Annotated in this window: 20 protein-coding genes; 6 read left to right on the top strand and 14 right to left on the bottom strand. The window is 50.6% G+C overall.

Going from position 1 to position 24,026, the window contains the following annotated elements; translation table 11 throughout:
• The first annotated feature begins 205 nt into the window (after window positions 1-205).
• Entirely contained in the window at window positions 206-649 is a 444-nt protein-coding gene (locus KK083_RS03630) for a DMT family transporter (RefSeq protein WP_254160786.1), read from the top strand.
• Window positions 650-779: 130 nt separating this feature from the next.
• Here KK083_RS03630 and KK083_RS03625 read toward each other — a convergent pair whose 3' ends face one another.
• The gene (locus KK083_RS03625) at window positions 780-2,735 is read right to left on the bottom strand and encodes a tetratricopeptide repeat-containing sensor histidine kinase (RefSeq protein WP_254160784.1); all 1,956 of its coding nucleotides are present in this window, start codon (window positions 2,733-2,735) and stop codon (window positions 780-782) included.
• 449 nt (window positions 2,736-3,184) lie between these two features.
• On the opposite strand from KK083_RS03625, the gene KK083_RS03620 reads away from it, so the two are divergent.
• Entirely contained in the window at window positions 3,185-3,424 is a 240-nt protein-coding gene (locus KK083_RS03620) for a hypothetical protein (protein ID WP_254160782.1), read from the top strand.
• A gap of 301 nt (window positions 3,425-3,725) precedes the next feature.
• Window positions 3,726-3,917: a hypothetical protein gene (locus tag KK083_RS03615; RefSeq protein WP_254160780.1), complete on the top strand. Its 192-nt coding sequence runs from the start codon at window positions 3,726-3,728 to the stop codon at window positions 3,915-3,917.
• A gap of 339 nt (window positions 3,918-4,256) precedes the next feature.
• Here the strand turns inward: KK083_RS03615 and KK083_RS03610 are convergent, their stop codons facing one another.
• The 5 genes from KK083_RS03610 to KK083_RS03590 form a co-directional block, all read right to left on the bottom strand.
• Window positions 4,257-5,123, bottom strand: coding sequence for a helix-turn-helix transcriptional regulator (locus KK083_RS03610; RefSeq protein ID WP_254160778.1), 867 nt, complete (start codon window positions 5,121-5,123; stop codon window positions 4,257-4,259).
• A gap of 344 nt (window positions 5,124-5,467) precedes the next feature.
• On the bottom strand, window positions 5,468-5,923 hold the full coding sequence (locus KK083_RS03605; protein WP_254160776.1) for an SRPBCC family protein: 456 nt from the start codon (window positions 5,921-5,923) through the stop codon (window positions 5,468-5,470).
• A gap of 59 nt (window positions 5,924-5,982) precedes the next feature.
• Complete coding sequence (locus KK083_RS03600; RefSeq protein WP_254160774.1) at window positions 5,983-6,702, bottom strand: DUF2071 domain-containing protein; 720 nt, start codon at window positions 6,700-6,702, stop codon at window positions 5,983-5,985.
• Between the two features lie 6 nt (window positions 6,703-6,708).
• Window positions 6,709-7,554: a hypothetical protein gene (locus KK083_RS03595; RefSeq protein WP_254160772.1), complete on the bottom strand. Its 846-nt coding sequence runs from the start codon at window positions 7,552-7,554 to the stop codon at window positions 6,709-6,711.
• 429 nt (window positions 7,555-7,983) lie between these two features.
• Entirely contained in the window at window positions 7,984-8,343 is a 360-nt protein-coding gene (locus tag KK083_RS03590) for a VOC family protein (protein WP_254160770.1), read from the bottom strand.
• Between the two features lie 512 nt (window positions 8,344-8,855).
• Here KK083_RS03590 and KK083_RS03585 point away from each other — a divergent pair.
• Window positions 8,856-10,874, top strand: a complete 2,019-nt coding sequence (locus tag KK083_RS03585; protein ID WP_254160768.1) for a T9SS type A sorting domain-containing protein — start codon at window positions 8,856-8,858, stop codon at window positions 10,872-10,874.
• A gap of 68 nt (window positions 10,875-10,942) precedes the next feature.
• On the opposite strand, the gene KK083_RS03580 is transcribed toward KK083_RS03585, so the two are convergent.
• The 3 genes from KK083_RS03580 to KK083_RS03570 all read right to left on the bottom strand — a co-directional run bounded on the left by KK083_RS03580 (window position 10,943) and on the right by KK083_RS03570 (window position 13,208).
• Window positions 10,943-11,578 (bottom strand): response regulator, encoded by a 636-nt coding sequence (locus KK083_RS03580; protein WP_254160766.1) that lies wholly within the window; start codon window positions 11,576-11,578, stop codon window positions 10,943-10,945.
• Window positions 11,579-11,728: 150 nt separating this feature from the next.
• Window positions 11,729-12,526 carry a hypothetical protein gene (locus KK083_RS03575; protein WP_254160757.1) on the bottom strand — a complete coding sequence of 266 codons (798 nt, stop codon included), beginning with the start codon at window positions 12,524-12,526 and terminating at the stop codon, window positions 11,729-11,731.
• Between the two features lie 136 nt (window positions 12,527-12,662).
• Window positions 12,663-13,208, bottom strand: a complete 546-nt coding sequence (locus tag KK083_RS03570; protein WP_254160755.1) for a hypothetical protein — start codon at window positions 13,206-13,208, stop codon at window positions 12,663-12,665.
• A 155-nt stretch (window positions 13,209-13,363) separates the two neighbouring features.
• On the opposite strand from KK083_RS03570, the gene KK083_RS03565 reads away from it, so the two are divergent.
• Window positions 13,364-14,071: a hypothetical protein gene (locus KK083_RS03565; protein ID WP_254160753.1), complete on the top strand. Its 708-nt coding sequence runs from the start codon at window positions 13,364-13,366 to the stop codon at window positions 14,069-14,071.
• A gap of 21 nt (window positions 14,072-14,092) precedes the next feature.
• Here KK083_RS03565 and KK083_RS03560 read toward each other — a convergent pair whose 3' ends face one another.
• From KK083_RS03560 to KK083_RS03550, 3 genes are all read right to left on the bottom strand, one after another.
• The gene (locus KK083_RS03560) at window positions 14,093-15,202 is read right to left on the bottom strand and encodes a M23 family metallopeptidase (RefSeq protein ID WP_254160751.1); all 1,110 of its coding nucleotides are present in this window, start codon (window positions 15,200-15,202) and stop codon (window positions 14,093-14,095) included.
• Window positions 15,203-15,420: 218 nt separating this feature from the next.
• The gene (locus KK083_RS03555) at window positions 15,421-17,175 is read right to left on the bottom strand and encodes an ABC transporter ATP-binding protein (protein ID WP_254160749.1); all 1,755 of its coding nucleotides are present in this window, start codon (window positions 17,173-17,175) and stop codon (window positions 15,421-15,423) included.
• A 309-nt stretch (window positions 17,176-17,484) separates the two neighbouring features.
• Window positions 17,485-19,539 (bottom strand): CehA/McbA family metallohydrolase, encoded by a 2,055-nt coding sequence (locus tag KK083_RS03550; RefSeq protein WP_254160748.1) that lies wholly within the window; start codon window positions 19,537-19,539, stop codon window positions 17,485-17,487.
• 566 nt (window positions 19,540-20,105) lie between these two features.
• Here KK083_RS03550 and KK083_RS03545 point away from each other — a divergent pair.
• Complete coding sequence (locus tag KK083_RS03545; protein ID WP_254160747.1) at window positions 20,106-20,591, top strand: VOC family protein; 486 nt, start codon at window positions 20,106-20,108, stop codon at window positions 20,589-20,591.
• A gap of 127 nt (window positions 20,592-20,718) precedes the next feature.
• Here KK083_RS03545 and KK083_RS03540 read toward each other — a convergent pair whose 3' ends face one another.
• On the bottom strand, window positions 20,719-22,905 hold the full coding sequence (locus KK083_RS03540; RefSeq protein ID WP_254160745.1) for an amylo-alpha-1,6-glucosidase: 2,187 nt from the start codon (window positions 22,903-22,905) through the stop codon (window positions 20,719-20,721).
• Window positions 22,902-23,972 (bottom strand): glycosyltransferase family 4 protein, encoded by a 1,071-nt coding sequence (locus tag KK083_RS03535; protein ID WP_254160743.1) that lies wholly within the window; start codon window positions 23,970-23,972, stop codon window positions 22,902-22,904. Before KK083_RS03535 ends, KK083_RS03540 begins: the two co-directional genes overlap by 4 nt.
• Window positions 23,973-24,026 lie beyond the last annotated feature (54 nt).

The following is a 24,026-nucleotide window of genomic DNA, read 5'->3' as shown; positions in this document are numbered from 1 at the left end:
ACCTCTTTTGGACCACGAATCAGATATGGTGTTAATAACGTGGAGGCATCGCCAGCGCTGCTTGGTCTCATTTTGTTAGTGACCCCAAAAAGTGAGGTGACACCAATCGGCCATGGACCATAGACTATGGACCATGGACTCTTGCTGAGGCTAGCCCGGACAGGAGTACGCGGAGCTATGATGCATTATCGCTATCTTCGCCTCCATGAAAATTCAATATTATCTTCTTTCGATCCTTGCCGGCGTGGCGGTGGCGTTTCAGACCGGCGTAAACTCTCAGCTTAGAACCGATACCAACAACCCTGTGCTCACGGCGCTGATCTCTTTTGGCGTGGGAACGGTGGCGCTCGTGATCCTCTATTTTAGTTTTTTCAGGCAATCACCTGCATTTCCTCCGGGACATAATTTTCAGTGGTGGACCTTCACCGGCGGACTTCTCGGCGTGCTCTACGTTACCGGTGTGGTGATCGCCGCACCCAGGATCGGCGCAGCCAATGCCCTTGCTTTCATCGTTGGAGGGCAATTCATCGCAGCCATCATCATCGACCATTTCGGCTGGATGCGCCTGCCCGTAAACCCGATCTCATTTTACAGGCTGGCAGGAATAGCCTGTTTGTTGCTGGGTGTGTACTTGATACAGAAGAGGTGAATCGGTAATCAGTAATCAGTGATCGGTAATCGGTAGTCAGTAATCAGTGATCGATGGTTAGTAATCAGTGACATCGGTGAAGTACGTGCCCCCAAAATCGATTACTAATACCGATTACCGCTTACCGGACTTAGGCTATTTTGAGTGTGACCGAAGTCCCCAGCGGTTTTCCTTCATCGTTGTAGAGATCTTCGATGATAAAGGCGGTGTCGTCTACTTTGTTGTTGTGAACGGTGAGTCGTTGCCGGCTCAGCTCCACACCTTTTGATTGCCGGTGACCTTTGAGCGGTTTGTTCTGCTTTGCTGCCTGTCGGCCGATGCCATTGTCCCTGATCTCGCAGATGATGGCGTCGGCATCTTTCCGGAAGGCGATGTCCAGCTTCCGTTCACCTTCTTTGTGAAGCAGGCCGTGTACAATGGCATTTTCCACCAGGGGCTGGATCATCAGCGGCGGAATGAGCTCATCACCGGCCGCGTTGTGATCCACAAAATAATTGAAGTTATGATCGAAGCGTAGCGATTCCAGCTGCAGGTAGAGCTCCAGGAATTCCAGCTCTTCATTGAGCTTGATCTTGTCCCGGTCAGAATGCTCGAGGATGCTTCTTAGTAACACAGAAAATTTTGTCAGATAGCTAAATGCCTCATCATTTTCACCTTTTGCGATCAGGTATTGGATCGAGTTGAGGCAATTGAAAATGAAATGCGGGTTCATCTGGGCACGGAATGCTTTTTCCTGTAACTCCAGGTTGATGGATTCGATCACCGCCTTCTGCCGGCTGATCTCTTCGTAGCGATCTTTCAGCTTATTGTTCAATTTTGTTTTGATCCTGTATCCGTAAAATGCCAGCGCCGCCACGATGATGAGGAGGAACACTACCACCATCAGGAACAACCTGAAGTTACGCTCACGGTCCAGCTCAAGTGTTTTGAATTTTGTTTCGTTTGCCAGCCTGTCTACCTCCGCCTGCTTCTGGGCCACTTCGTAGGTCTTCTTTGTCTTGGTCACCATGTCGATCACTTCGTTGCTGCGAAGACTGTCATTGATCTCGTACGCCAGCTCCCAGTACTTGCTGGCCGTTTTGTAATCACCTTTCTTCTTGTAGGCGTGCGCCAGCTGCCAGTACGAGTCATCGATGCGTTTGGTGATCTTTGCCTGCTGCGCCATGACCAGGCCCTGTTCCAGCAGTGGAATGGCTTCATCGACCCTGCCTTGCTGCACCCGCAGCCATCCCAGGCTAAGGATTGCCGCCGATTCAACGTATGCCGCACCCAATGCTTTGGCCAACTTGTTATGTCTTAGTATCCAAACCTCTGCTTCGTCCAGTTGTTTAAGGTCGTTGTAGCAGTCGCCGATATTGCCAACGGAGATGGCGATATTGTAAGCGTTGCCGGTGCGTTCATGCAGCGCGAGTGACTGCTTATAATAGTGGAGGGCATCCTTGTACTTTTTCTGTTCAGAATAGATTATGCCGATGTTGTTCAGCAGCGATGCCCGGGCTGAAAATTCTTCGCCCATGGCTTCCAGGATCTTAAGCGCCCTGAAAGCAAAATCCAACCCTTTCTCATGGTCGCCCAGATCGTAGTACAGCATGGATAGGTTGGTCATGACCTTGGCGATGCCCTTGTTGTTTTGCCGCGCTTCTTCGATGGCCAGCGCCTGAAGGTACAGGTCGGTGGCCTGTGGATAATTATCCATGTATTCATGATCGAGCGCCGCACTGTTCAGTGCATTCGCCAATTGGGCTTTAAGCTGATACTTTTTACAGAATGCCATTGCCTGCTCCTGCCAGGCCAGGCCTGTTTCATACTCACCTTTCTGAAAGTAGACCTTGCCGATACCGTTCAGGGCATTGGCCTCTCCGATCAGGTAGCCATTTTTCCGGGCGATCCGCAAGGCCTCGTTTCCATAAAGCAAGGCTGAGTCGGGAAAATTGAAGCGTTGAATGCGGCACAATTCATTCAGAACACTAACACGTGAGCTGTCTTCAGCGCTAAATCGGCGGAGGGCCTGGTGCAGGCTGTCGAGGTCCTGGCTGAATACACTGATTGCCAGCAGGAAAAACGCGAGACTGAGGGCATAACGCATGGGGGAGGGGGTTGAGATAGTCTTGCCAATATAAAAACAAATACCCTGAGTCCACAGTCCACGGTCGACAGTCCACGGCCGTGTAACAGAAAGTACGAGGTACGATTTACGAGGTACGATTGGAGTCGCCGGCCATGCCGTTTCATCCACTTTCCTGTGTGTGCTTACAAACCATAAAAACATCGCATTGTCTCGTGACCAGTCTACTGTGGTCTGCCTTGCCCGCCGAAGCGCCGCGAAGGCGGGTAGACCGTGGATTATTTAAAGGTAACCCTGAGAAAAAAACAAACGAGACACAACTTGTCAACATTCTATCGACATCGGGCGCTGCACGCCAAATACTGATCTGTAAACAGTTTTGGAAAACAATTTTGGTTGTATTTTGGCAGCCCTGTTTTTGCAGATGGTTTGCTGACAGGAAGTTTTAACACTAAAAACACAATTATTTTATGGCGAAGGAAATTGCAAAGGAGAACGCGGTAAACGCGGTGGTTGATGCACTGCAAAGATTAAAAGAAGAAGAAGCCGAGCTGCAGGCAAAGCTGAAACCGGTACAAGAGGCTGTTGCTGCGCTGGAAAAGATCGTTGAGAAATTTTCAGGCGTGAAAAAAGCGAAGCCGGCAAAGGATAAAACTTCAGAAAACGGAAGCGCAGAAGAAGCACCGGAGCTGGCACTTGAAGCACAGTAACTTTTTAGTCCACGGTCCACCGCCCGCCCCTTGAACCGTCATTCAGAGCGAGGCATTTGTGCAGAGGGGTTTGTGGGAGCGAGGAATCCCCCGATCGTTGCTGCGTATTTAAGTCATCACGCAGCGCTTATGCGTTCGCATGCGATAACAACGGGATCCTTCACACCCACATGCCATTGCGCTTGCCATCGTTCAGGGTGACGGATTAATTGGGGGGCATGCCTCAGTCTCCGCCCCTCCGTGGACTGTCGACAGTGGACCGTGGACTCTTTATCGTATCTTTGTCTTTCAACATCACCCCATGACCGAACGAGAACTGATCAAGCTGGAAGCCATGATCCGGAAAAAAATGGAAGACATCACCGCACAACGTGTGAGCCTCAAAGATTCCGGTATCGGCGGATTGATGAACACCTTAAAAAAAGCGGACGAAGCCCTCTACGAGAAGATCCTGCCGGCGTATAAGAAGATGGTGGCCGAGAGGAAGATTTGAGATATGAGACTGATTGCCGGTTACCGGTTGCCAGTTGAGATCGTTTAAAGTTTTAAGTTTAAGGTTGGTGGATGTAGGCTCCGGGCTTGCCTATCTTAACCTGAATGTCATATTTGAAATAATATAGTTTATGAAAAGAACGCTCGTTTTGTCAGTTGTACATTAGTTGAGCATAACACCACCTGGTATCTGGGACCTCTCCAATCTCAATTCTCTCCCTATCTATTTCCGATGTAATGTTTACCATTTGGTGTACACGCCCTCCCGTTATTAAGGATATTACATTTCGAGAACCGACGATTTGTTGCCCTAAACTTATGCGATCGGGATTTTCTTCAATCATTTATCAGATTTTTTTCGGAGCTCGCCGGGAGGGTATCCGAAGTTGCGCTTGAAGGTGGAATAGAACACGTCAGCGTTCTTGTATCCAACCAAAGCCGCGATCTCGTTGATGGGAAGATTTGAATCGCGCAGGTAATAGACAGACCTGTTCAGTCTTTCGTTGGTGAGTGCTTTGTATACTGTTACACCGTAGACCCTTTTAAATGCTTTCTCGAGTTTTTTTGCAGTCATGCCTACGCGGTCCGCTAACGCGCTCACATTACAGGGGAACTGTATGTTCTTAGAAAGATAATCGTAGGCGTTGCGGATCTTCTCGATCTCGTGTGGGTCGCCTTCAGCGGCCTGCATGATGCGGAGACTGTCCATGGAGATGAGCATGTACTTGGTGCCGATGAGCAATTCCCTGGCAGTGTCGGTGAAATCGTTGTGAAGGGTAAATTCAATTTCGGTGTGTACACGGGCCGTGATACGAATCGGTTCGCTGGAGATGGCATAGTCTTCCGTTTGGATCTTTCGCATGAACTCAGTTAGCACCGGGAACAGTGACCTCAGTCTGTCGAGCCAGGGAATGGTGAACTCGATGCAGAAAAGCGCGTGCCTGCCGGTTTCAAGCATCAGGTGGTAAGTGCCCTGTGGTATGTATGTGAGTATATAATGACGTTTGGCGAGCGGTAGCATACGTTGGCCGGTGTTGAAGTGGATGTTGCTTCCCAGGTTGAATACAAAACCGAAGAAGAAACGCTCCGGTATAACAGACAGGTCTTGTGCGCCGTCAGCGATGCCGTGACAGTAGTGGATAAGACCTTCGCCGAGGTCACCGGGCATGCCGATGCCAAACTCATAGGTTTCCATCCTGAATTCCATAGTTTTAGCCAGTGGGTTGACAAGATGAATTTCCACATTCTTCCTGGTATGTTGTTTACGTTTTCCGGAGATAGATTTACGTGTTCGGGATTATTTTATCGCGCAATGACCGCCTGAACCGAGGTTAAATGCGCAAATCATCGGTTTTTTCCAGGCGCACTCCGTAGACCTTATACCGTCATTCAAAGCGAGGAATGCGGGTAGTATATGCGGAGCGAGGAATCCCCATTTAGGTAAAGTGCGCTTGGAAAGAAATGCCTTTGAACCAAGAATGCAGTAAGTCTCCAGGGGATCGGATCCTTCGCTCGCGCCATCCTCCGTGCCACCACCGCTCTGGATGACGCCTATGAAAGGGTTTCTGCTACAGTTTTGATCATTTGGTTTCTTTTGATCAGCAGGTTGCGCAGGTATCTGATCAGGATCAATTTGTTGAACAGCACACCGACGATGCCGCCGGGTGATTCGAACTCAAACTTATCGTACATAATGGTTGAACCGGCAGTGGCTTCGAAGTGGTGATCATGCCTGATCATCCTGAACGCACCGTTAAGCATCTCATCTCTGAAATGATGTGGGTATTGAAATGCCGTGATCTTAGAAGTGAGCGTCTGGGTGATGCCGAAGTGTTTCGCCCTCCAGGTTACCTGCTCACCGAAACCGATCAACCCGGACGTTACACCTGCAATGGCTTCTTCGTGTGTTCCTTCCGTTGACTGCTTGTGCAGATCGATGCTCCTCGCCAGGTCAAAGCACCGTTCAACAGGAGCGTGGATGGTGGTGCGGAGTTCTATTATAGGCATGGTGTGATGTTTGAGGTACGTAGCGATAGCTTATCGGGATGCGAGGTACGAAGTACGATTTACGAGGTATGCGTGCCCACCGTAGCTGCAGCGCAGGAGGGCGGTACGATTGCTGCTAACGCTTTTGGTGGGAACCAGTCATAATAAATGGTTTCAAAAACGCGGAAGGCTCCTTCAAACCTGGCGGATCTGAAGAATGTGTTCTCAAATCCTGTGCAGTGTACAGATTGGATGGGCCATTTCTCCCTTTGTATGTTGATCACACGAACGGTGTTGCCCAACACAGAATATGCTCTGTCGAGCGCACCAATGGTTTGTTTCAGATCGTCGTTGACGGCAGGTGTGGGTTCGCCGATGCAATATCGCACGTGCTTGTTTCCCTGGGCGATCAGCACCGTGTTGCCATGCGCTTCAATATGAGCAGACTCAAGGTTGTAGTCGGTGAGCATTCTGCCGCCGGCCACCATCAATGGCTTATCGGTAAAGGCTCTCAGGAAGAAAATGCCTTTGCTCGTTCCATTGTTATAGCCACTGTCGTCTACCAGGAGACGGAAGGCAATGTGACGATAGTTGAACCGTACGAAGGGCAGCAGAACGGGACGCATTTTTTTGAGCTGCACGTCCACCATGGAGATCATGGCCCTTCCGTTGAAGTCGCGTATTTTGATATGGGCGGGCACCCGGTGTTTCACTTCCTCCAGATCCACGGAAAAGTTGACGAGCCGTACATCGTGTAGCTCGCCACGATAGTGAATGGGAATTCTTTTGAGCAGATCCATACATGTTTAATTTAGATAAAAGAACCAGATCCAGAATATCGCGCCTGACTGCAGTAACAGAAACCAGCTGACGGTCCAGGCCTGTGACAATTCAAGATGCCTCACCCTGTGAATATGAAGGCAGAGCATTACGGCGCTGCTGATCACAACACTCATCAAGGGCAGGTAGATGTTTTCAATGGCAGTGATGGCATGAAACAATATCCACGGAAGTAAGATCAGCAACCCTGCCACCATGATGCTGCCCAGGTGGCCGATGTAATCGAGGGCTTTGTTTCTCAAAACAACCAGGGCCAGTGCCATCTGCACAACCCACCCGGTGCCGGCCATCAGGATCATCTGCCATGCAGCTGCGGAGGGAGAAATGCCTCCTGCGAAATTCCTGAGAGCGATCCCAAAAATGGCGGTGAGCAATACAGCGATCAACAGCGTGAGCACAATGTAGTTGATTCTGTACTTTACTATCCTGTCGGGAAAGCAGTCGCACTGAAATTTACTTTTCGGCGTAGCGATGATGTACCGGTTATACGCCTGGGTCTTGTAAAAGAAAGTGAAGAGCTTCAGCATGAACGGGAAACGAAACAGGTAATCAACGAGCCTGTACTGGCTTGAGAAGATATACGCCAGGCCTTCAGCACCATAAACTGTCTGCCCGCCGGAGGTGTCGATGAGCGCCATCACATTCCTAAAGGTAGCAGCATCCACGTGCTGGCTGAGCCGCGGATCCAGGTCCTTGTGCGCTTTTATTTTTGCCTCCGGAATGGATGTGAACCTGACCACAACATCCCGCAAGGAAGAACAAACCTTACAGTTGCTGTCATAAATAATGAGCTTGTTATCGAGCGATTTCATACCGTAGTAAATCAGCTTTCTCTTGATTATACGGTAAAGATATATCTAATGTTACTAAACTTTCAATACTTTTTGAAAGTTTAGTTTATTTATTAATTTAAGATAGAATTGCATGGAAATGAGTATTATAACCCTTCAAAAAATGGTTTTCTCACGGATATGGGTCATAACGCTCCTGATTCTTCCTCTGCCGCTATTATTTCACCGCGAATTCGTGATACAAGTACTGACGCCGTTACGGGATATGCTGCTGATGGTGTTGTATTTTTTTCTGAGCGTGTTGCGGAAGTAACTTCCGTGTCGGGGGTCTATCCTTTGAATGAAGTTTTTTGAAGCGCACGGAAATAACTTCCGCGCCTAGGGGAGTATCCCCGGCTTTGAGTGACCTTCCTCAGGGTAGATACCTCCTTACTCCTTACTCCTTACTCCTTACTCCTTCTTCTCCTGCCATTGAAAACACAAATTATACCCATCCGGGTCGTGAACGTAAAGCTGCTTCATGCCATAAGGTGCTATGGTAGGAGGTGACAACGTTATCCCTTTTGAAAGCAGCTCGCGGTAAGCCGCATCAACATCAGGGCATCCTAAGTACAGCGCCGTGTCATCGTGAGAGGCTACCCGTACTGGATCTGGGTGTTCCGGACGGAACGGTGCTTCGTAGGCGGTGTTCAGCATCAGGTCTACGTCATCCAGCTTCAGCCACACCCAATCGAGGGCATCCTTTGGTCCCGCACTTTCGTGGATCCGGAATCCCAGCACATCGCAATAGAATTTTAAAGAGGTATTCATATCAAACACTGGAGCAGGGGACAGAGGTACCGGATCGGCGTTTTCATAGGAGCAGGTTTTATCGTGGAGAGATAGTATCCAAAATTTAGGAAAAATGGATGTTCTTTCCGAGGTGGGGTTGCGGAAGTAACTTCCGCATTGGAGGGTATGCTCGAATGAAGTTTTTTGGAGCGCACGGAAATAACTTCCGCGCGAGTGGCGGTTCTTTCCGAGGTGGGTTACGGAAGTAACTTCCGCATTGAAGGTATGCTTCGAACGAAGTTTTTTTGAAGCGCACGGAAGAAACTTCCGCGCTGGGTCGGTATCAAGTGGAGAATATGCTACAGGGGCCTCGGGATCAGAAGGGCAATGGCGTTGTCTCGTGGGGTTTCTCCTACTGATAAAGCAGGATTTCGTGGCCCTGATTAATAGGTATTTTTCAGGAATCCGTATGGGGAAGGCCAGCCATTACGTTGTGTCGGAACACAAATTTTACGGCCGTTAAAAAATATTTCCCAACTAAATTTCTATGTATGATAAAACAGTACGGCGTGTCGAAACGGTTATCAATGGCGAGGTTCACACAGGTGGTCTTATGTGTTCTGGCGCTACATGCAAATGTTTGTGCACAGCAGCTTCAATGGTTCAATTATCAGGACAATTATCCCCGCAATATGGCGACCGATGCGCAGGGAAATGTTTATGTCACGGGTACCGATGAATATGACAACAACAATCAAAACATGAATGTATTCGTCAGGAAGTACACGGCTTCCGGTACACTGGTGTGGGAAAGAAAAAGTACCACCCCGTTTTGTTGCAGCTTCAGTGACAGTCGTGGCATTGCCGTGGATGCTCAGGGCAACGTATACATCGCGGGTAATTTCCAGAGCCGGATTCAATTTGACACAACCCTGCTGGAATCGAGCTATAGCGATATTTTCCTGGCCAAATATAGCAGCGCGGGTACTTTGCTCTGGGCTACCAGCCTGTACAGCTCAACGGAATTTGAGGGTGATGAATTTGTTTCAGACCTTAATATCGATCTGCAAAACAATCCCGTTCTCATCGGAACCTTTCAAAAGGAGATGCGGATGGACTCTACAGCCATCTTTCCGGCAGCGGATGCTCCGGTTTCCGGCATGTCGTCTTACATCTTAAAGGCGAGCGCCAGGGGCTCATGGCTGTCACTGGAACGGCTGGATATCCATTTAGCCTACTCCCTTGAGATCGACGCCAGCGGTGATTATGTTGTTGGTGGCACGCACAAATCGCATGTTATGCCCCACTATTATACCGATCCTGAAACAGGGGAGTCTGACACCAGCTACATCGAGATGTATGATATTGCGCTCGCTAAATATGCTTCGGGTGGCTCTTTGCTCTGGAACCATCGATACGGAAGCGCTGATCTGCAGGACCATCTTTATGAAATGAAGATCGATAGCGCGGGCAATGCTTATGTGACCGGTTACGACGTGCCACCCCTGGGACCCGCGGCCACCGAAAGGGTGGTCTTCACCAAGATCAATAGCAGCGGAACACTGCAATGGACCAAAGCCTACCAGATCTCAGGTTACACACCCGGCGATAGTTTTATATGCACGGAGGTGGCGGTTGATAAGGATCCGCATCCCGTTTTTGGCGGACAGTTCAAAGGCACCATCTTACTGGAAGGCCAGGCATTCACCTCCGTATCTTCCAGGGATATGATCATAGCGAGGTATGACCAAAATGGCAATATGATCTCCGCTTTTACGGCCAGCGGCACCGGCGATGATGTTCTTTCAGATATGGTCGTTGGCAGTGACAACAGCCTCTATCTGACAGGTTTCACCTATCCGTACAGCTCCGCCCGTATGGGATCCGTTGCTGCGGCGACAACGCCACTGCATTTCATTTCAAAATATGCGCTTATGACCACACCTGTACAGACGGTGCTGGGTTACACACTGATCGATGCTGCCAATGGCCAGCCGATAAGCGAGCTTGAAGAAGGCGATACGATCAGCCTGGCAACACTTCATGGCAAAAAGATCAATATCCGGGTAAATACAGATCCGCCCGTTGTTGGAAGCGTGATGATGATGCTGAACGGTAAAGCACGGACGGACAATACCGCCCCTTATTCTGTCAAGGGAGATCTCGATGGCGCTTATTTGCCCTGGACCCCGGCGCCGCGCAAATATACGCTCGCGTCCACAGCGTATTCAGCAGCCAATGCCGGTGGTGAAGAAGGTGGAAGCCGTACCATAACGTTCTATGTGGCGGCCCGGCCCAAACCCATGCCAGCGACCATACCGCTATCTGAAAAATTTACGATGTACCCCAACCCGGTTCTCTCTGATCTGACGATCTCCGTTACGAGGCCTTTGGAAAAAAACATCGGAATTCAGATCGTCGACTTTTCCGGGCAGGTCAGGCATCAGGCTGAATTGCGTGCAGGCGAATCATCTAAAAATATCGACCTCAGCAAATTACCCAAAGGTGTGTATCTTCTGAAGATGGCGTCCGGAGCTGAAAGATGCACAAGGAGAATTATCAAGGAATAAGATCTTAAAGCCACATGAAACAGGCTGTCTCACAAGGGGCAGCCTTATTTTGTTTCAGTCGGCGAACCCTAAATGAGCTCATTTTGCAACGCTATTTTTATGAGCACAGCAACGTTCTTTGCTTTCAGCTTGCTCATGAGATTGCGTCTATGGCTGTCAATAGTCAGTTTGCTGACAAAGAGCTTACCGGCTATCTGGGAAGCGGTGAGACCGTCGGCAAGATGCGTCAGTATTTCCTTTTCTCTTCGCGTGAGCGTTGGAAGGTCCCTGTCAGGCATTGTGGTCTGACGATAGAGATTATCGCCTGCCTCTTTGCTTATAAAGATATGACCCTTATGCACATGGTTGATGGCCATGTATATCTCCTCTATACCCGAGTTTTTGGTGACGTAGCCACGGGCACCCTGTTCCAGCATTTTGCTTACATGGTTTTTTTCGTTGAACATACTAAGCGCCAGGATCTTCAACGCCGGTTTCCGTTTCAGCAGCGTCCTGCAAAGCTCAATACCGCTGATATCAGGTAAAACGATGTCAAGCAGGACAACGTCAGCTGTATGGTCATTGAAAAAACTCATGCACTCATTCCCGGTCACCGCATATCCGGCAACCTCCATTTCAGCTCTCCGCCCCAGCACCGAGAGCAGTCCTTCTATGATCAGCGGATGATCGTCGACGATGAACACTTTTATTTTTTCTTCTGGCATAAGACCTTACGATGGTTGCAACGCAGCCATGCAGGTCTAATGTTGGAATTTTAACGCCCGTGTTCAACAGGTGCGGTGCCCGGATATAATAATAGGAGCGCGAAATGGAGCTATCAGGTTCTGAAATGCGGAAATGGCGTCTTTCTCAGCTTACCGCTCTTCATAAAAATACCGTGTCGTGTAGCTCCTCGAGCTGCCGTCCCTGAAAGTAACGGTGGCGGTACGTTCTGTGGGGTATCCCATTTCATTGTAGCTGTAGGTGTATTGTTCGGTGATGCTTACAAGACCGTCGGCGTTCCTTACCTCCAATTTTGCAGGGTTGTGCTGATGGCGGAGCCTGGTAACACCGGCGGTATGACCCCCGATGATGTTGAGATTAAAAAGACGGTCCACGCTGATCTTGTCGTCATAACCTGAATATTCGTTGAGATACTGCAGCAGAAAATTGACGTTGTCGAATTCGTAATACCGTTCGCTTATCAGGTTCCCGCGGGCATCCCAGGTGTTCAGGGTCTTGCTATAAGGCATGCCATCCGCTTTCCATGTGGCGGTCTCGAGGATGCGGCCCTGGTCGTTGTAGGTGAAGCGGTAATCGAGGTGACGTGCTCCCTTGTAAAATTCGTCCATGCGCACAAGCACATCGCCTTCATAATAATATTCGGTGCGCCATTCGTCATTCTTGGTCGACTTCACCAGCTTGCCCGATGCATCATAGAACATCTCCTGTACTGTGATGATGTTATCGTTGTCGGGCATCTTTCCAGTTGCTTTTGAATGTGTGAGCTGCCGCTGGTCGTTATACATCAGCTCCAGTGTGTACCCTGGCTCTTCCAGGCGCACAGGGATTAGCGTAAGATCGCTTACCGGTGTTACTTCCTTATCGTCACAACCAATGAGCAATATTGTGACGAACATGAATGAAAGGCTGGCGATGCGTTTTGTGATCATGCGTATGGTTTTTTTTGTATATCCCCGGACTAACGAAAAAAGCAGACAAGGTGATATACTACGCAAAGATAATGACGAGTGCGGTTATGCTTTTACGGTGTTTACCGTATTCGCGAGGGGGATGGTCCATCCCCCTTCACTTCTTCAATTCAAAATGCCCTCCGTTGGGATGCGGCGCCGGGCAGTCGCAGCCTGAAAAATCGTTGCTGTTGATCCAGGCCAGGTTTGTTTTGTTTTTATCATACCAGTCACGCACTTTCGCCTGGAATTTTTTTCTGTTCCTGATGTCCTTGCGCACGTGGTTCCAGTAGGCGCAGTAGCCGCAGCCGTTGCTGTCGAACTTTATGCCTAACAATTTGAAAGTAGGAATGCCGTGAATGATCTCTTGTAAGGCTTCGTAGGCCACATCGCCGGCAGCGTATTGTCCGCCGAAGTTGGGCACGTTGGCAGCAGTTTGTGTGGTGTCCGTGAGCATGTTGATGAGGTCAGGTATGACCGCTTGTTTTTGCTGCACCACCCGCCAGAAGACCGCAGCGCCACAGCCGACCCCAGACTTCGTGTGGTCTTCGCAGATATAAGGCATGTCATCAACAAATTTCAGACTGTCAACCAGTGCCCTGTTGGTTTGTGCTGCTGATAAAAAGGCCACTGAAAGCAATAAAACGGAAAGGCAGTATCTCATACGTTTCGGCTTCTGAGGGATGATACACAAAGTTAAGAACTTGCGGCTATGTTTGGTTCTTCACCAATTGCATTTGATTGTTGGTCCGGCTTGGATTTTATCGGACTTTGGATCTATTATCTTTGGGAATTATGACTGATTAGCCCGTATTACGAATGATCAAAATACACAAGTCAGACCTTCAAGACCTGATCATCACCGGGACATCGGATCCTGATGCTTCATTTTATGCCGGCGAACTGAGAATGATCCAGATCCCGAGCCGTAGCTTTACACTGAGTACTTTAGGCGATGACGATCGGTTCATGGATTTTGCCATCAAAACATTGAGGCTTGCCATTGAAAACCTGGTGATGAAAAAGGTGCTGGCCTGCGCCAGTGAGGAGACGGAGACAATATTCCTCTTTTTGTTTCGTAAGCAAGAAACTGCAGACTACTTTACCTGTGGGATGCAGGTGCCCGCGCAGAAAAGCTTTGGTTACGTTGAAAAAAAGATAATCGAGATAGTCACAAAACGGCCTGGTTGCTCCCGCGAAGATCTGATTCATGGTTTAATTGATGCGATGCTGGGGTATGAACAATACTCTAATCCCGGTAAAGAAGTTGTTAAAAGAATTATAGACGCCAATGTGCTTGATAAATGGACCAGCTACAATGACGTGGTGCTCTTCAGGGAAAAGATGAAAGTGATCGTAGATGTGGTTTATATAGATGAGATGGTCACAGCGCTTAATAAGATCTCACTGCCGGTCATTCAGGAACGCAATCATAATAAAGCCTTCAGGTCTATGTCTGAAAGGTTGTACTCGGAATTGGAAGAGCAGCTCTATGATAGGGTGTACCGTGAGGACCGTGGTGGGTGAAGTTGCCGGAAGATGTTCCTCTTACTCAAAAACAATAACCGTATTTGGCGCGGGACGTTCCTGCAGAACGACTTTGTTTTTGACAGGTGACCACATCTTGCTGCCGAAGTTCTCCAGGTTGGTATAGGCTCCCAGCATCTTAAAACTTTCGAATACGAAGGGAACTCCCTCTGCACGTAAAGGTGAATTTCTATCAGCAACATGGAAATGAAGATGAGGTCCTGTACTCTGGCCGGTGAAGCCGAGCGACGCGATCACGTCACCTTTTTTAACCCGTTGCCCGGGCTGTACCCTGATGCTGCCGGGCTTCAGGTGTTCATAGAATGCAACCCGGTCGCTGCTGACCTGTAAGGCGATATAGTTTCCCGTAGCATCTTCCGGTCCGGGCTGATGGTGCGCCGATAACGTAGCGCTTTCCGGAAAATTGGTGCGCACGGAAAGTACCGTTCCATCACTCACAGCAAGCACGTCCGCACTGTAGCCGTACCAGTTGCCGATAGCGTCTTCGTTGTCGCGGGCATACCGGCCCTGGTCATCAACCCGGATGAAGTCAATAGCGTACCGGCCCGGCAAATGCATCGCTGAATCTCCCTTATAAAGAACCCGGCGGTGACCACGTTCCCATGCGGGATCATATACGGCAACCCATGTTCCTTCGCGCAACGGTGTACCCAGTACAAGCGGTGCTTTCTTTTTAAGCACAAGGCTGCCACGGAATGTATGGTTTTCTTTTCTCCCGCCATGGTTCACAGTATACCTGAGCAATACCGCCTGTTGCGCCTGGTCCTTACCGGTTTTGAGAACGGGTTCCAGGTAAAGTACGTTGGTTGTTCCCGGAGGCATCACGGTGGCATCAACTTTTGTTTTGAATTCAGGCCGGTGAAGACGGGTGCGCAACTGGCTGCGGTCAAGCGATAGGATGGTTGCTGTACTTTCGTTTGTTACCAATTCCAGTTTCTCCAGTACAAGCGTATCAGTCGAATTATTTGTTATAAAGTATTCAAGATAAGCAGTGGCGCTTCCGTTGATCAGAACTGTTTCCGGTGTTGAGGAGAGACGCAGGGTGAGCTGCTGGCTGAAAGATGAGAGCGTTGTAACGCTGAAGAGTATATATGTAAAGATGTATTTCATAACACGGTTTGGTCCACGATCCACAGTCGACGGTCCACAGCAACAGGTCAATGGTTAACGCCATTCCTGCATGCTTACCACTTACTTCTTGCACTAGCGTCCGCACGCTGCTATAAGGGAATCCTTCGCTCGCACATGCCATCTCGCGATCGCCGCTCAGGATACCGGATTCAATGGGAGTCCGGCCGTGGACTGTGGACCGTCGACTGCGGACTCCCTCACGCTTCTACGCTGTCCTTCTCACCGATCTGCTGACGCCACATAGCGTAGTAGAGACCTTTTTCCAGCAGGAGCTCTTCGTGCCTGCCGGATTCGATGATGTTGCCTTTCTCGAGCACAAAGATCCTGTCTGCATGCATAATGGTTGACAGGCGGTGTGCAATAAGAATGGTGATGTGGTCCTTGATCACGGAAACTTCACGAATGGTTTCGGTGATCTCTTCTTCGGTGATAGAGTCCAGCGACGACGTTGCTTCATCGAATACGAGGATGTCGGGCTGCCGGAGCAGGGCACGCGCAATGGAGAGCCGTTGCTTCTCACCGCCGGATACCTTCACACCACCTTCGCCGATCACCGTGTCGAGACCTTTATCGGCCCGGGCCAGCAAACTTTGACAAGCGGCCTTTTTCAACACCTCCATACATTCGGCATCGGTGGCATTGGGCCTTACGAATAACAGGTTCTCACGGATCGTTCCTGAAAACAGTTGTGTATCCTGAGTTACAAAACCGATCTTCTCGCGCAGCTCGTCCAGGTTGATGCTGCTGCCGGGTACGTTGTTATAAAAAATGTTTCCTTCCTTGGGTGGATATAATCCCACCAGCAGCTTCACCAGCGTGGTCTTGCCGGAGCCTGACGGGCCTACAAAGGCAATGGTCTCTCCGTTGCGCACCGAGAACGAGATGTGGTTCAGGGCGTTGGTGCTGGCAGACTGGTGTTTAAAGCCTACGTTATCAAAGCTGAGTGTTGTGATGCGGTCTACGTGAATGGGATTTTTCGGTTTGGCCTCTTTCGGGAGGTTGAGGATGCGGTGGAAATTCAGCAGCGATACTTCGGCTTCCCGATAGGCGATGATAACGTTACCTAATTCCTGTAAAGGGCCGAACAAAAAGAAGGAGTAAAAAAGGAACGTAAAATATTTGCCGGCAGAGATATCGTTGTCGAAGATGAGCAGCAAAAGGATCACCACCATTACACTCCTCACAAAGTTCACCGTGGTGCCCTGCAGGAAGCTCATGCCCCTGACGTATTTCACCTTCTTGAGCTCCAGGCCCAGGATCTTGAAGGTGGTGTTGTTGAGGCGCTCGATCTCCTGGTTGGCGAGCCCCAGGCTTTTGACCAGCTCGATGTTGCGCAGCGATTCCGTGGTGGAACCCGCCAGCGCCGTGGTCTCTTTCACAATACTTTTCTGCACTACCTTGATCTTGCGGCTCAGCAACCAGCTGGTGAGCGCGATCACGGGAATGGACGCGAAGTACACCAGCGTCACTTTATAACTTACGGCCAGCGAGTAGATCACGATAAAGACCATGGATACAAGGCTGGTGAATAAAATGCTGATGAAGGAGGTGATGAATTTTTCTGAATCGGTCCTTACCTTCTGAAGGATGCCCAGTGTTTCGCCGCTTCGCTGGTCTTCAAAGGTCTGGTAAGGCAGCTCCAGGGAATGTTTCAGTCCGTCGGCGTACATTTTGGCGCCCACTTTCTGCACGATGATACTGGTAAAATAATCCTGGAGGTTCTTGGCAATGCGCGACACCATGGCAGCACCCATCGCCAGGCCCACGAGGTAGAGGATCCCCCTGATAAAATCGGCCCGCGAGAGGCCTTCTTTCCTTTCGATAAAATTGTCGACGATCTTTCCGGTGATGTGGGGGTCGAGCAGGGAAAAAACCTGGTTGACAGCGGCCAGTAATAAGGCAATGACGATCAGGCCCTTGTAATTCTTTAAATAGCTTAACAGTATCTTCATGCAGTTGCAAATAAGGGAACGGGAACGATGCGTGCGCATCATCACCGTAGGCTAACAATTTAAAGCGTCAGTAGGTTCTACGCAACCAAAGAATTGGAATATTGGATTGTTGGTGAAGGAGATTGTTGGTGAAGAACACCAACAATGGCGTCCCAATGGCGCCCCGATGTGCCGTTGACGGTATGCCTGGGGCCGTTGTCGGTGTTCGTGTGCCGTTGCCGGTGTTCTTCACCGACAACACACCCTTCGGGTAACCCTCGTGCCGGTGTGTGTTCTTCACCAACACCCCCACCAGCAATCCTTCCGGGCTTACTTAATCATCGCCACCTCATTGATCACCGTCTCAAACCCGGCCCGGGCTTGTTCAGACGCGCCTTTTACTGCCCGCTGCACATCGCGCGAAGCAAGGTCTTTTCCACTTTTCCATAAGAGCGCCGCTGCCTGCATGGCCACGGCCTCATCAAAGGAAGAGAGGCTCCTGATCACCTTACCGGCATCACCCTTCGATGACTCCACGATCTCTTTCGCATAGTCGTAGGCGCTGTTGCGTCTTCCGTTCTTGTCGCCGTCTATCCACACGGCCCCGGTTGAGCCGATCAGCTTCGGCGTCCAGTGAGGTGATGAAGGCTGGTAAGGTTTTGCAATGGGCCACCACGGCATCCCCTGGCCGGGACCTTCAGCAATGGCCACCAGGAAGATATCGTGCTCCGGCACTTTGACGGTCCATGAGCCTTTCCACTTTACGACGTGCTTTTTCACGGGATGGATCTTGTGCTCGTGGATCTTTTTTCCATTGGCATAGAGGCTCACATGGTCGGCGCTTGTCCAGGCGGGGCCTGTTACTTCAACCGTCACATTTACCTCACGTGCGTCGGGCACAAGGTCTCCCGGTCCATAGGTATGGTTCACGGTGATGTGGGTGAGCAATCCTGCGCTGACCATCACCTTGCCATCGCGGAAGTTTTTCAGGGCCAGGTCCACATCGATCTTTGCCGGATTATTATCATCGCCTTGAATGTAAGTTCGTGCCTGGCCAACCGTGTAACGGCTTACGTCGTGCGAGTCGCTGGCGCCTGCCGGGGTGAGAAAATATCCACGGTTCAGCGTTCCGAACCAGTCGTGGTACAATGTCATGAAATCTGTTTGTTGCGAGCCGGAGTTGATCACCTCCATGGCGTTGGCGGGAAATTTCCAGTTGTCTTTCGCAGTGCCGGCGCTGGAGAGGTGGCGTGATGGATCGAAGGGCCGGAAGCCGTTGTGGATATCCCGCGCATGGTTGAGGACCACTACTTTCTCGGCGTCGTTGATGCTGGTGGCGATGCGGGTCCAGTCTTCGGCGCGGTGGTCGATCGCATTGGTTCCTGCCTTTGTTTTGAACACGTTGAAATGCCCCACGTTGGTGGTGAGCTCGTCACCTGTCACCGGTGTAAAATAAGAGCGGACGCCGGCAGCCTTTGCAGCGGGGTCGAGGTCTACGTTGGTATTATGGTCTGTGATCACGGGCAGCTCGATGCCTTCACCGGCGATGGTGAGCACACGTTCTTCTTCGGTGGCATCGCCATGGCGTGAGTGGGTGAAGGTGTGAACGTGGGTGTCGCAGCTGATCCATCCTTTGGTGTCTACCTCACGTTTGATGCTCAGTGTCTTTTTAATGCGGTCGCCGGGCCTCAGGTCTACCTGTGCCGAGTCGACTCCATACTCAAAGCCGCGGCTTGCATAGATCGTGTACTTTCCCGCAGGCAACCGCAGGGAAGCTTTTCCGCTGCCGGTGTAGGCATAACCGGTGCGTACGGCGACGATCTCAGGCGGCGTGCCCACCACTTTTCCGAGGCTTTTTTTATCGTTGACTACCGTGATGCGTGCAGGGATCAGGTTATTGAGGCCTGTTTCGAACACGGAGATGTCGAGGTTGGCTTCCGTGAAAACATTGAAGTATGCGCGCCGGTCAAGGGCAATTTCTCCGACCTTGACATCGTCGGGTTCTGTGGCAGCGCACTTGATAATGAGCGTATTTTCTCCATCGCGCAGCACGCCATCGGGCACCGGGATGTAGGCCATGAGGTCTTTCTCGTCGGCTACCAGGTTGCCGATGTCGCGGTCGTTGATCAGGATATCCCAGCGTTGTTTCACATCGTACTGGCGGAGTGAAAGGGTCTGTGCGGTAGCGTTTCGCTGGGCGGTGAATTTGAGAAGCAACTGGCGCTCAGGTTGTGTGGTGAACTCCGACCACTCGGTGGAGTCGGCATTACGGAGATGATGCATCGCCAGGTCAATCGACCGTTTTTGGGCAACGCCGGAATGGATGAACGAAATGACAACAATCGTGATCAGGACGAGGTGCCTGATGCGTTGGGGGATTTTCATGGCTGGGGGTTATGAAAAGCATTTTTCCAAAATTAGGATTCCCGCCGAATAAACGCTTATCCGGTCGATCAGCGGAGCCCTGGACGCCATGAACGGCTAGAAAATAAAGGTACGAGGTACGATCCCTTTGCCCATTTCACACGGCATTCAGCACATCAACCAGCGCGCAGAGCGTGCATAACCGAGGTCATAATTCTGTTGGCCTGATCCACATTGTCTGGATCTCCCAGCGCAGCGACCTCACTTGTGAATTTGCGCCCCATCGTGGACATACTGTTCGTATTTCATAAATGTGGTGTCTACCCTTGAAAAGGTGCAGCGATAAAAAACGTGCCCCTTTTCTCTTGATCGGTATAATTTTATTGCGATCAGTGCGTGGTAATCAGTAATCAGGTGATCGGTAACCGGTAACAGGTAATCAGTAGCCGGTAATCAGTACACTCGCTACAAACCGATCACTGATCACCGAATACCGATTACCAATTGAGAATCTGTCTTGTCGGGTGTAACACCCGGCAGGTTGCAAATGAACCACTTCCCGATTCACAAACTTTAAATCTGAAGCAATGGAAAAATCAAAGAGCAAGCAGTCGAAAAGCAGTGCTGTAAAACCGGTTCCGGAAGGATTTCACACCGTTACACCTTTTCTGATGGCCGAAGGAGCAGACAAGCTCATCGAGTTCATACAAAAGGCCTTCAATGGCAAAGTTACGTACATGATGAAATCAGATGAAGGTATTGTGCGACATGCCACGCTGAAGATCGGCGACTCAACCGTGATGGTGTCGGAAGGTACGGATGTTTATAAGCCGATGCCGTGTATGCTTCACCTGTACGTTGAGAATTCTGATGCCGTCTATCAGGCAGCGCTCAAGGCAGGTGCTGAATCTATGAGGGAACCCATGGACGAATTTTATGGTGACCGCTCAGCCGGTGTCAGGGATGCCTGGGGCAACCAGTGGTGGATCGCCACGCACATTGAAGATGTGAGTGATGAAGAGATGGCGAAACGCGAAGCGGAGTTCAGGAAACACGAGCTTGAACATCATTAGTCCATGGTCCATAGTCCATGGTAGCACGGTGTGACGTCAGCTAATCGTACTCCCTATCTCCTGCGATAGACAAACCGTTGACGGACACTTTCTTGCCATGGACTATGGACCATCGACTATGGACTCATCAAGCCAGCTCCAGCTCTTCGGGAACCGTTTTATTCACTTTGACAGTGATCTCTTTATCAGGATTCAGCAGCGCTGCCTCGATGCCGTCTTTGCTCCGGCGTATTTGAAGAATGATCAGCTTATCGCCCATGCGCAGGTTAGTGATGGTGATGTCGTTCAGGAAAGGCGGTAGCACCGGATGGCAGAATGTGACCGTCTTGTTCGCGGCGTTGATGCGCATACCCAGGCACGCCTGGATCATCATGAAGATCGCGCCCACGGACCAGGCTTGCGGAGAGCATGCCACGGGATAAGAAGTAGGAGCTTTCCCTTTTTCACGATCGAAGCCACAGAAGAGCTCGGGCAGGCGCCGCCCCTCCATGTGTTCTGTAGTATCGAATGTGGCCGCCATCACCTGCGCGGTTTCATTCATGAGATTGTATCGCGAGAAGCCCAGCGCGATCATGGCGTTGTCGTGAGGCCACACGGAACCGTTGTGATACGACATGGGATTGTACCGTGCCTCGGCAGTGGAGATGGTACGGATGCCCCAGCCTGAGAACATCGTTTCATCCAGCAGGTTCTTCGCCATAATGGCTGCCCGTTCAGGTGTGGCGATGCCGGAGAACAGGCAGTGGCCGGCATTGGAAGAGCGCACATTGCACTGATTCTTGTTTCCGTCGAGCGCGATCACATAAGTTTGTTTGCTCTCAGACCAGAACTTGCGATTGAAGTTTTCTTTCAGGCGCACGGCCTCCAGCTCCAGCCTCGCGGCGATCTCATCGTGACCGAGGATCCTGGCGATCTGCGCGGCTTTGATCTTGGCATCGTACACGTAGCCCTGCACTTCGCACAGCGCGATCGGATCTTCGGCGAGCCTTCCATCTTCATAGAAGACAGCGTCCTCAGAATCTTTCCATCCCTGGTTAGTGAGTCCTTTTGACGATTTTGTTTTATACTCCACAAATCCGTCTCCATCCACATCGCCATACGCATCGATCCAGTGCAACGCTTTTTTGATGTTGGGCCAGATCTTGGCAATGGTGGTCAGATCGTTTGTGCGTTCCAGGTAGGCGCCAGCCAGGCTGATGAACAGCGGTGTGGCATCGATGGTGCCGTAGTATAACCTGAAAGGAATTTCGTCGAGGGCCGCCATTTCACCACCACGGGTTTCGTGAAGGATCTTGCCGGGCTCGGCATCCTGAAAATCGTTGAAGTCCTGCGCCTGCGTATGGGCCAGGTAGTTGAGCACACCCCTGGCCAGCTCCGGCTCTGCCCAGAGACACTCCATCGCCGTGATGATGCCATCTCTTCCAAACGGTGTGCTGTACCAGGGCACACCCGCATAAGGATAGAGGCCGTACGGTGTTTGTGATGACATGGTGATCAGGTCTGACTTCGAACGGTTGACCCATTCATTGAATTGCTCGTTCGAGGTGAGGATGTCGGCACAATACCGGCTGGTGCGTTCCATGTAATTGTTCATAGAGTCTCTGGCGTGTGCGAAGTCCGGTATGGACACCTCACTGTTCTGACTGTACGATATACCGATCTCCACCTCGAGCTCCTGTTTGGGCAGCAGGTAGATCTCGTACACCGCGGTGTTGTGATTGATCACTTCCGGCGCCGGTGTGAAATGAACGCTGGTTCTTCTCAGCACATGATCGAGTCCTTCGTAGGAGAAGGTCATGCTGTCGTTGCTGATGACGGGATCGAGTTTTTTCCCCTTGTGCGGGCGCACCGAACCCCTGATCTCAAAAATATCCGCGAAGTCGGCATCGCAGATGATCTCGAGGTTAAAGGCCACGGAGATCAGCCCATAATTCACGAGCTGGATCTTTTCATAACAGGCAGATTGCCACAGGAATTTCGAGCGGTGAATGTATACCGTACCACGCAGCACCATGTCTTCACTTTCAGAAGGCATGTCGTGGTTGGTGAGGTCTATCATCAGCATCTGGTTGTCTTCGCGCGGGTTGGCGGTGAGCAGCAGCGGACTCTGGCCGTTCACGTTCAGCTCCATTCTTGAAAGATGCCGGGTTCCATGATGAAAGATGCCCTGCTTGCTGGCACCCACCTGGTGAATATCACCGTGGAGATCGAAGATGGCAAAAGTATCTCCCTGCTTCAATACCATGGTGCGCTGGTCGGCAAAAGAGGAGGTTGCCAGTATATAATGACGGTTTTCAACTTCTATAAAATTCATAACTGCGCTAGTTTGATATTTTTCATTTTTCCATTCGTATCGATCTGCTGCCAATAGACCGAGAGGTAGTCGGCAGCCATGCGGTCTGCGGTGAATCGTTCTTCAAATACCTTCCTGCATTCGTGCCGGCTGAGCGATCGGATGTTTTGTACGGCTTTCACAGCGTCTTCCCGATTGTCGACAATAAAACCGCTTCTGTTGTGTTCGATGATCTCTTCCACACTTCCGTTCCTGTAGGCCACAACGGGTGTTCCGCAGGCCATGGCTTCGATCATCACCAGGCCGAAAGGTTCGGGCCAGACGATGGGAAAGAGCAGCGCCATCGCGTCGCCCATGAATTTTTCTTTTTCATGCTCGTTGATCTCTCCCACGAATTCGATCAGCGGGTGTTGCATCATTTTACTGATCTGGTTTTCGTAATAGTCATGGTCGTCTTCCGCGATCTTGGCAGCGATCTTCAGCGGCAGATCACACGCTATCGCGATCTCAATGGCGGTGTCGATGCCTTTTTCGGGCGAGATCCTGCCGAGGAACGCCAGGTATTTTCCCTTTTCGAACGATGGTTTAAGAAGCGAATGCGGCAGTCCATGATATACATTGCCGGCCCAGTTCAGCCAGGGAAGCGGATGACGCTGCGCCTTTGAGATGGAGACCACGGGCACATCGCTGAATTTTTTATACAAGGGCTGCAGGTCGGGAATATTCAACCGGCCATGCAGGGTTGTAATGTGCGGAACCGTGTTGTAGCGGGAGAGCGGGTAGTGCAGGTAGTCGATATGATAGTGAACTATGTCGAATTGCTCGATCTCGTCCTGCACCATTTGCAGCATGGTGATATGGCTGGCCATCTGGTCGATGCATGATTTGCTGAGGCGCAAGGCATGCTCGCATGGCGAAACCAGCCGCGCTGTGGTGACGGAATCGCCGCTTGCAAACAACGTTACGTCGTGCCCACCGGCCACCAGCGCCTCCGTGAGAAAAGAAACAACCCGCTCGGTCCCTCCATAAAACTTCGGAGGAACACTCTCATACAACGGGGCAACCTGCGCTATTCTCAGTCCTTTCATTGCTTTCACATTTTTAGGGAACAGCGGCTTATCAATATAGGATGTTCCCGGTGG

The organism is Chryseosolibacter histidinae, assembly GCF_018598225.1.
Taxonomy (GTDB): domain Bacteria; phylum Bacteroidota; class Bacteroidia; order Cytophagales; family Cyclobacteriaceae; genus Chryseosolibacter; species Chryseosolibacter histidini.
Note: the sequence above shows the minus strand (reverse complement) of the source record. Positions and strands in the feature narration are given on the sequence as shown.